Source organism: Allorhizobium sp. NPDC080224 (assembly GCF_050281005.1).
GTDB lineage: Bacteria > Pseudomonadota > Alphaproteobacteria > Rhizobiales > Rhizobiaceae > Allorhizobium.
The window spans coordinates 1-7,846 of sequence record NZ_JBNNWJ010000015.1; the positions used below are offsets into that span (position 1 = coordinate 1).

10 protein-coding genes and 1 pseudogene are annotated in these 7,846 nt (G+C 55.3%); 9 read left to right on the forward strand and 2 right to left on the reverse strand.

The features are described 5' to 3' along the window. A pseudogene (locus ACQKP1_RS25730) lies at positions 1–329 on the reverse strand (hypothetical protein); the annotation flags it as partial. Positions 330–464: 135 nt separating this feature from the next. On the opposite strand from ACQKP1_RS25730, the gene ACQKP1_RS25735 reads away from it, so the two are divergent. The 9 genes from ACQKP1_RS25735 to ACQKP1_RS25775 all read left to right on the forward strand — a co-directional run bounded on the left by ACQKP1_RS25735 (position 465) and on the right by ACQKP1_RS25775 (position 7,329). Further along, positions 465–782 carry a single-stranded DNA-binding protein gene (locus ACQKP1_RS25735; RefSeq protein ID WP_427277502.1) on the forward strand — a complete coding sequence of 106 codons (318 nt, stop codon included), beginning with the start codon at positions 465–467 and terminating at the stop codon, positions 780–782. A 2-nt stretch (positions 783–784) separates the two neighbouring features. Further along, on the forward strand, positions 785–1,075 hold the full coding sequence (locus ACQKP1_RS25740) for a hypothetical protein (RefSeq protein WP_427277503.1): 291 nt from the start codon (positions 785–787) through the stop codon (positions 1,073–1,075). A 25-nt stretch (positions 1,076–1,100) separates the two neighbouring features. Continuing rightward, on the forward strand, positions 1,101–1,316 hold the full coding sequence (locus tag ACQKP1_RS25745) for a hypothetical protein (protein WP_427277504.1): 216 nt from the start codon (positions 1,101–1,103) through the stop codon (positions 1,314–1,316). A 149-nt stretch (positions 1,317–1,465) separates the two neighbouring features. Then, positions 1,466–2,974: a hypothetical protein gene (locus ACQKP1_RS25750; protein WP_427277505.1), complete on the forward strand. Its 1,509-nt coding sequence runs from the start codon at positions 1,466–1,468 to the stop codon at positions 2,972–2,974. Between the two features lie 123 nt (positions 2,975–3,097). After that, positions 3,098–3,376: a DUF2523 family protein gene (locus ACQKP1_RS25755; protein WP_427277506.1), complete on the forward strand. Its 279-nt coding sequence runs from the start codon at positions 3,098–3,100 to the stop codon at positions 3,374–3,376. A 3-nt stretch (positions 3,377–3,379) separates the two neighbouring features. Continuing rightward, on the forward strand, positions 3,380–4,528 hold the full coding sequence (locus ACQKP1_RS25760) for a zonular occludens toxin family protein (RefSeq protein ID WP_427277507.1): 1,149 nt from the start codon (positions 3,380–3,382) through the stop codon (positions 4,526–4,528). A 44-nt stretch (positions 4,529–4,572) separates the two neighbouring features. Then, a complete protein-coding gene (locus tag ACQKP1_RS25765; protein ID WP_427277509.1) occupies positions 4,573–5,901 on the forward strand; it encodes a type II secretion system protein GspD in 1,329 nt (442 codons plus the stop codon). Positions 5,902–6,113: 212 nt separating this feature from the next. After that, complete coding sequence (locus ACQKP1_RS25770) at positions 6,114–6,308, forward strand: hypothetical protein (RefSeq protein WP_209236948.1); 195 nt, start codon at positions 6,114–6,116, stop codon at positions 6,306–6,308. Position 6,309: 1 nt separating this feature from the next. Next, entirely contained in the window at positions 6,310–7,329 is a 1,020-nt protein-coding gene (locus tag ACQKP1_RS25775; protein WP_427277510.1) for a phage/plasmid replication protein, II/X family, read from the forward strand. 21 nt (positions 7,330–7,350) lie between these two features. On the opposite strand, the gene ACQKP1_RS25780 is transcribed toward ACQKP1_RS25775, so the two are convergent. Then, positions 7,351–7,596 (reverse strand): hypothetical protein, encoded by a 246-nt coding sequence (locus ACQKP1_RS25780; protein ID WP_427277508.1) that lies wholly within the window; start codon positions 7,594–7,596, stop codon positions 7,351–7,353. Positions 7,597–7,846: the final 250 nt, after the last annotated feature.

Sequence of the window (7,846 nt, forward strand, 5' to 3'; positions counted from 1 at the left end):
GCGCGATTTGCTTCTGCGTTCGCTCTGTTGCGCTCGGCTTCTATCAGGTTATTTGCGCCTTTAAGTTCTGCTTCTAAACGAGCGATCTTTATATCCTTTTCGTGATCCTGCGACAGAGATTTGTCCGAAGGTGCGTCCGTACGGATGTCCTCGGGTATGTCCGGGGGCGACGTGTCTTTTAGGTCGTCTAATGAGACTAGAATTCTTGTTGTTCCGTCGTTTCCGGTTGTGCGCGGCCACCGCTTGCGCCTTACCAGTTTACGGGCACTGTCGAGCTTGATGTTCAGGCGCTTTGCCAGTTCTTGGTAGGTTAGTTGTACCTCGGCCATTGACCCTCGCCTTGTCCTTAGGACAATCACAGTAATTTAGGTCTTGCTAAACTGCAGATCTGCAGATTGCAGTCTAGCCGTTTTCTGTTCGTTTTGGTGCTGCCGTCAAGTCAGTACGGATCGAAAGGGAACCAAATGATTGCGTACGTAGAAATCACAAGTGATGAGGTCGATTTTCGCGAGGGTCGGAATGATAACGGATATTGGTCGGTGCGCCGACAGAAGGCGTTTATGCATCAGGGCGAACACTATCCAACGCCCTTCGAAGTCACTCTGGAAGAAAAACAGCAGCCGTATGTTCCGGGAAAATACGTGCTGGCTGGCGGGTCTTTTCGTCTCGGAAAATTCGGTCTTGAGCTCGGTCGTAACATTAAGCTCCTGCCCGTCGCAGATGCCCTCGCGAAGCTTGGTGAGCTCAACCGATCTCCTGCTCGCTCCGCTGCTGCGGCTTAAAGATGAACTCGACGCCGCAATATATCGTTGTTTGCAGCGCGGACGGCCCTTCTAGCCTGACGCCTGCCGTGAGTTGCGGCGCTCTTGAGGGAGTGCCGTACTCGGGCCAGATCGCCCAAGGGCACTTCCTCACCACGGAACAATATCAAACCTTTTTGGACCTATCGGCTCCGTTCAATCCGACGGAGGCGGGGCAGTTTTTTGCCTATGGGTTTGGTGTTGTGGTCGGCTGCTGGGTGTGCGCCTACGTCGTCGGTCTGGTCCTGCATGCGGTCAAAGAATTTGGCCACTAACCCCAAAAATCGAAAGGAAATGAACATGAAGAAGCTGCTTGCCGCGTCCGCTTTGGTCGCACTCTCTGCCGGTGCTGCTTTCGCCCAGGAGGCGACAGGGCCGGATTTTTCGACGCTGACTTCCAGCATCGACTATTCGACCGTCATCACCGCGATCATGCAGGTTGCGGCTGGCATTATCACCGTTCTGCTCGCCATCAGCGGCGCTAAGTTCGTCCTCGGCATGATCCGCCGCGCTTAAGCCGGGGCAAGGGTCGGGAGCGCACGAGGCGTTCCCGGCTACCTCCATGATGATCGTTCAACTCTGGTATCTGGCGTTCTTTGTCCTAGGGACAGTGGCAGGATATGCCACCATCTCCGGCTTTTCGAGCGCGCTTTCGAGGTGACAATATGAAGCGTTCTCTTTTGCTGGCCTCTGCTTTGTCTGGCGCCCTGATCTTCACTGCTCAGGGCGCTTTTGCGTTCGAGGCCACGTACAACACAAAGGTTCCTGATCTTCTTGGAAAGCTTTTGGAGAGCCGTGGCGCACAACAGGCGGCGGTTCAAGGAACGAAGAGCGCAGTTGCGAACGTTGCCACTGCTGAGGCGACGGCTTTGGGCAGGACAGTAGGTCAGTTCGCTTGGGTGTCTATGGCGGCGCGAGCTCGTTGGTTGGCGGTTGGGGCTGGGGCAATCGCGTTGACGGCGGACCTTTTGTATTCGTGGTGGTCTGGAGACGGTGGGCAGAATGTCTCTGAGAAGAAGCCGATTACTATCACAGTCAACGACAACAGCGTGTCGCCGGAGACGATTTTGGCGTCTGCTGCGTTTGCGAATGTTCCTCGTAGTCAGATCGCGGGATGGGAGAGTAGGCATTTTGTTTGCGACTTCGAGGAAGTCGCTGATTGCGCTGCCTCTGAGATTTACATTGCGTTTCAGCGTCTCTGGGATGAGCAGTTGGCGAACACACTCTATTCGTCGTGGGAACCTCAGAGTTTGACCATTAACTGTAGGTCATCTGGGTCGTTTCAGGGGTACACGCCGAGTATATGTGACGCTGTGTTGCCCGTTAGGAGGGTGGTTAAGTCAACCGGAGCAGTTCAGAACGTAGAATATACGGCGACAAATTTGCAGCAGTCGCTTGTCTATAGCGCTTCTTCCACGCCGGTTCGGGAACCGAAGCCTTTGTGCATGACGAACACAGGGGCGCAATATTATCCTGAATGGTGCGGTAAACCTAGACCGCTGCAAATCCCTGATACAGTTGCGTACCCACTCACTGAAAAGCCTAAGACGATCCCCGATGCTCAGGCTGAAAAGTCCGCTAACCCGGAGCTCGTAGCGGATCATCTGGACGATCTCTGGGAACGTGCTGCGCAGATGGAGCAGTATAAGGGTGTTCCCTATGACAATTCGCAGCCAATCACCCAGGCTGAGCTAACCCAGCTGCTGAACACTTATCCCGCTTTAGCGCCGACGTTGGGCGATCTTGCTGGACCTATTGGCGATCCCGCTACAGGCACCATCCCTTGGGCACCCACGGTAACCGATCCCGGCACTGATCCGGGAACAGACCCCGGCACAGACCCGGGGACAGACCCGGGGACAGACCCCGGCACTGATCCGGGGACAGGGACGGGAGATGGAATTGATATGACGCATCCGAGCGTTCCAACCCCGGAAATGCCTACGATCCCGACCATCGATCAGATCATCGATCCTGTTTTCGACACGTTCCACATTCCGACTGTGAGCTTCTCAACGACTGGAACGTGCCCGACGTTTGAATTTAGCTATGCGGATGAAACATTCGTTGCGAACGGTCACTGCGCTTTGATCGATAATATCAGGCCTGTCCTACAGGCGATGATGATGGCTCTCTATTCCGGACTTGTTCTTCTGATTGTTCTCTCAGCCTAGCGGCAAATGAGAACGGTAGGCCTGAGACAAACGCGCTCCCCCATAGCGCCGTAGAGCAGTCTCAGGCCGGATTATCTGTACAGACGGTGCTACTAGCTTTTGGAGGTCCCTATGTGGTCCCTAATGTTGTCGTTGCTCTTTTACGCCCTCAACTGGGTGGTTCGGGCGGTGATGTTCAAGGCGGTGCTCTATATCGCGCTGTGGTATTTCACGACCGAGGCTTGCCAATACCTGCTGACCAAGATTGAGTTTGGCGGTGAAGGGTTCCAAGGCGCTCTTTCTAACGTCAATCAGTACGTCGTTTATTTTCTCGTGGCGCTTAAGCTCGATGCTGGGTTGCCGATGATCCTTTCAGCGATGATGACGCGGTTTGCGATCCGTCGCTTGCCTATCATCGGGTGACGCATGGCGATTTCGGTCTACACGGGCGTCATGGGGTCGGGAAAGACCTATGAAGTTGTCGGGTATGTCATTGCGCCGGCTCTCGCTGCTGGCCGGCGTGTGGTGACGAATATCGCCGGCTTCAACTATGACGAGGCTTATGATTTCTGCATCGAGAAGCTGAAAGCGAAACCGGGGCACGTCGGGGAAATCGTTGTCGTCGAGGATGACGACGTGCAGCGTCCTTCCTTCTTCCCGTCCGATGACAATCCGAACTCTGTCGTTCGTCCAGGTGATCTTGTCGTCATCGATGAGTGCTGGCGTTTTTGGGGGGCTGACGGCGCGATCTCGGAAGCTTCCATGGAGTTCTTCCGTAAGCACCGGCATCTGACCCACCCGGAAACAGGTGTTGCGTGCGATCTGGTGTTGATCACTCAGGCTGTCAGTGATCTTCACCGCAAGCTCAAGAACGTGGTGGAACTGTCGTTTCGAGCCAAAAAGGCGAAAAGCCTCGGGTTGAACAGCATCTACGTTGTCGAAATGTGGGAGGGAACTAACCAACGCAGGAAGTCAGCATCCGCGCAGACGAGGCGTTATGATTCCGCGATTTTCCCGCTGTACAAGTCCTATTCCGGGGCCACAGACGCTGCAGGGAAAGAGGTTGCCGTTGATAAGCGCCACAACGTCCTGAAAAGCTGGAAGTTCATGCTGGGCGCTCCTGCGCTTGTTCTGCTGGGTGTCTATTCCGTGTGGGGCGTCGTGTCGTTCTTCGATCCCAAGACCCCGGCAAAAGATCAGGCCGCCGAGCGCGACCAAGCAACCCCTTCCAGAGCCAAAGAGCTCGCCCCCGCAGAGGGCGTGAAGTCGGGCAGAGTGGGTTCCTCTGGTACCGATGGCCAGCCGATCCAGAGCCAAACCCCGGTGCGGCAAACTCCAACGATGTCGAGTGAATGGAGGCTTTCCGGCTTTGTGTCGTTTGGAGAGCGCCGGGTTGTCCTCATCATCAACAACGCTGGTCGGGTTCGTGCTGTGTCGCCATCCATGTTCAGCTTTTCCGATGGTCGGCCGGTGACAGGTACGATTGACGGGCAAACGGTTACCGAATGGACAGGGAACCTTGCCGTTTCTGCTTCGCAACCACCCCTGATTTCTATGGGGGAGATGACGCCATGATGAGGACAGGGACAATCCTAGGCCTAGTCCTAGGGCTTCTGTTGGTGTCGCCAGTTGGCGCGGCTGACGAAACGCCAGTATTGCTATACGCGCAGGACATTCCTGCCTCTGAGCTTGTCGGCCTGCTGTACCGTGAGATTTTTCGAAAGCCTTTCGTCACGTCGCCAGCGGTTCAGGCCAATCGGTCGTTGGTTTCTGTGCACATCAGTGGAACGCAGGCCGGGGCGATCAGTCAGGCTAACGACTATCTGGCCGCGCTAGGCTTTAAGATCGTCTCTGGCAAGGGTGTTGATCGTGTAGAGCTTCCCGGCCCAGCTCCTGCGCCTCCGATCGACAGCTTTCCAATGTTCTACACTCCGAAATGGCGTGATCCTGCCGAACTGGTGGCTCTCCTCAAGCCCTTGTTCCCGGAAGCTAGGTTCGGCGGGACTGGTGCGGCTGTGACCTATGCCGATGGGACAAGCGCTGAAAGTGTCGTTTCCGATAAGCTAGTTGTCCACGCCGCGAAAAAGTCGCTTGCCGAGATCAAGGAGCTTTTGCCGCGGCTGGATACGCCAGTCTCTGACCTGGCTGTCAAAGCGGCGGTCTTTGAGGTCGGTACCAATGTCGATGACGGCTCAGCCTTCCAGCTCGCCGTTGGCCTTCTCAAGAGCCAGGTCAGCGTAGGGACCGGCGCGGCCTATACCTCGACGGGCCTTGGTCTCGCCGATCCGAATGTCCTTGGCTCGTTTCTCGCCTTTAAATCATCTTCGGTCGAAGCCATCGTTTCAGCACTCTCGACGGACAGCCGGTTCAATCTGGTTACCGCTCCCGCTGTTCGTGCTCGATCCGGCGCGTCTACCTCCTTCACAGTCGGCCAGTCGGTCCCTGTTCTTGGGTCCGTAAGCTATCCAGAGGGAGGAGGATCTACGCCGGTTCAATCTGTCGAATATCGGGATGCCGGTGTCATTTTCACCGTTCGGCCAGTCGTGCAAGACAAGGTCATCACCATGCTGCTCAGCCAAGAGATTTCGGACTTCGTGCAGACGACGACTGGCGTAAACAGCACTCCGACACTGACTCGCCGCAAGCTGGACACGACGCTTTCCCTACAAGATGGCGATGTGGTCATGCTCGGAGGTCTGACGAAGACGAAAGACAGCCACGCTAAGGAAGGCTTTTCCTTCCTTCCCGACCTGCTCAAATCGAATACCAAAACGAGCTCGAGGACGGATTTGCTTCTAGTCCTTCAGGTGCAGAAATTGCAGCCGGGGGCTGTTTCTCTCAATTTTGACCGTACACGCGAGTTTCCAACCTTCCCCGACGCGAAGCCTAGGAGCAGGAAAGAAATCGAGCGTGCGGCCCGCAATGGGGAGATAAATGGCCTTTTCTGACAAAGCGAGCGGCCACGGGGACGGACCCACTGGACCGCCCGGCAGTGGCCGCGAGGGTGGGTTTTGCATGACATATAACCATGCAAAACATGTCTCAATTTTTGACACCCCCTTTCAGTCTCAAACCCTAAAAACATCCGTACGGAATTTAGTTATTGCATCCGTACGGATCATGGGTTTACCGTCTGTACGGAATTTGATTCGGGGACACGATGTCTAAACGCGCCACGCCTATCGAGAATTACATTGCTGAAGGCGAAGTCCTGACCCCGAAACAGCGCTACGAGAAGCGTCGCAGAGAAGGCGGTTTTGTTCGACGTGCGTACTACGTCCACAAGGATGATGAGGCGGCATTAGCCGCCTTTGCGAAGGAACTTGAGGACAAGAGGAAGAGCGACAGTGATTGATATGATCTACGGCACTGTCCCCTTTGACTGGGATATCCCTGTCACTGGCGGTGCGCTCGTCCATTACAGGGCTGACGGCACGGTTGAGTGGGGCACCGATAAAACCCTTTCTCTTCGTGGTTCGCATGATTCACGGGTTTTCGTGCGAACTGTTGAGCGTGGAAAGCTGGAGTTTAAGGGCAATCCTGCCAAGTTTCTGCAAGGACATAATCTGTTCGGATCGAACGACCTTAAGGGCGTTCTCATCGATATGTTGATCGATGTTTGCGAGGCAATTGAACTCGCTCCGTCTGCTGAGAACCTGTTGGCATGGCGGCGGGGTGAAATAGAGCTTTCTCGCGTTGACGTGACCGAGATGTTTGAGCTTCCGACGTTCGCCGATGTTGGCGCATGGATACAGGCGGCGGGGAAGACAGCGTCTGTTAAGTGGCGCGGTCGCGGTCACTATCAGGACGGCACGCTTTATTTCGGCAAGGTAGCCACCGGAAAGCGTGCTTCGCCGTGGCAAATGAAGCTCTATCACAAGGGAGAGGAAATCCGGGTACACAAGCTGCCGAAAGACATCGAGAAGCGTGAAGACCTCGAAAATTGGGCTTCGAATAAGCTCCGTATTGAGGTAACATTGCGGACACAGGAATTGAAACGCTTAGGCCTCCACAACGTTTCCGCATGGACGGTGGACAGAGCCGAGAATGTTTTTGAAGCGTACCTGTCGAAGGTGAATTTCGGAGAGTTGGCGATGGTCGATGTTCAGACAGAGGAAGATTTGAAGCCGAAGCTTCGCGCTGTTTACGCCCTCTGGAAGACCGGCTGTGATATGCGCAAGCTGTATTCGCGCCCGACGTTCTACCGATACCGCCAAGAGATCATGGAAGTCACCGGGGCTGATATCGGGACGCTTTGCGTCAAGGATAACGTCGTTTCGCTTCGTAGGGCGCTGGAAGCGCGTCCAGCTGGTGTCCCTGAGTGGGCTGGTGATCTCTATTACAAGCCTCGATCTCACCTGAGCGTGGTCGCCTGATTAAGCCGCCTTCGGGCGGCTTTATTGCTTCTGGAAGCTAGGAATGCGGCCGATCTCTCGTAGGTAGTCGATTATGTCGTGGTGTAAGTGGTCCCTTGGGCCATAGCGTTCGGAGATTTCGCGTAGGAGCGGCTGGACGCGGTCTTGGTCGGCTTCTGGAAGGTCTGCGTCTCCGATGAACCAATATGGCTGGTCAGCCAGGGCGGTGATATCGCATCCTGTTGCGGCGATCTCTGCGACGAACTGAGGGATTTCATCTTTTGTCATCCGGTACTCCTTTAGGCGTTTGGGTACCCCGGATGTCTGGCATCGTTGTGGCGATTGGCAATCTGCAGATTTGCAGGGGTCAGCCGGTTATCTTTTTCCACCATGGGCGGGTAGCGAGCGCTTTCCAGTCGTCGCGGTCGCGCTCGGCGGCTTGAGCGCGATTTGCTTCTGCGTTCGCTCTGTTGCGCTCGGCTTCTATCAGGTTATTTGCGCCTTTAAGTTCTGCTTCTAAACGAGCGATCTTTATATC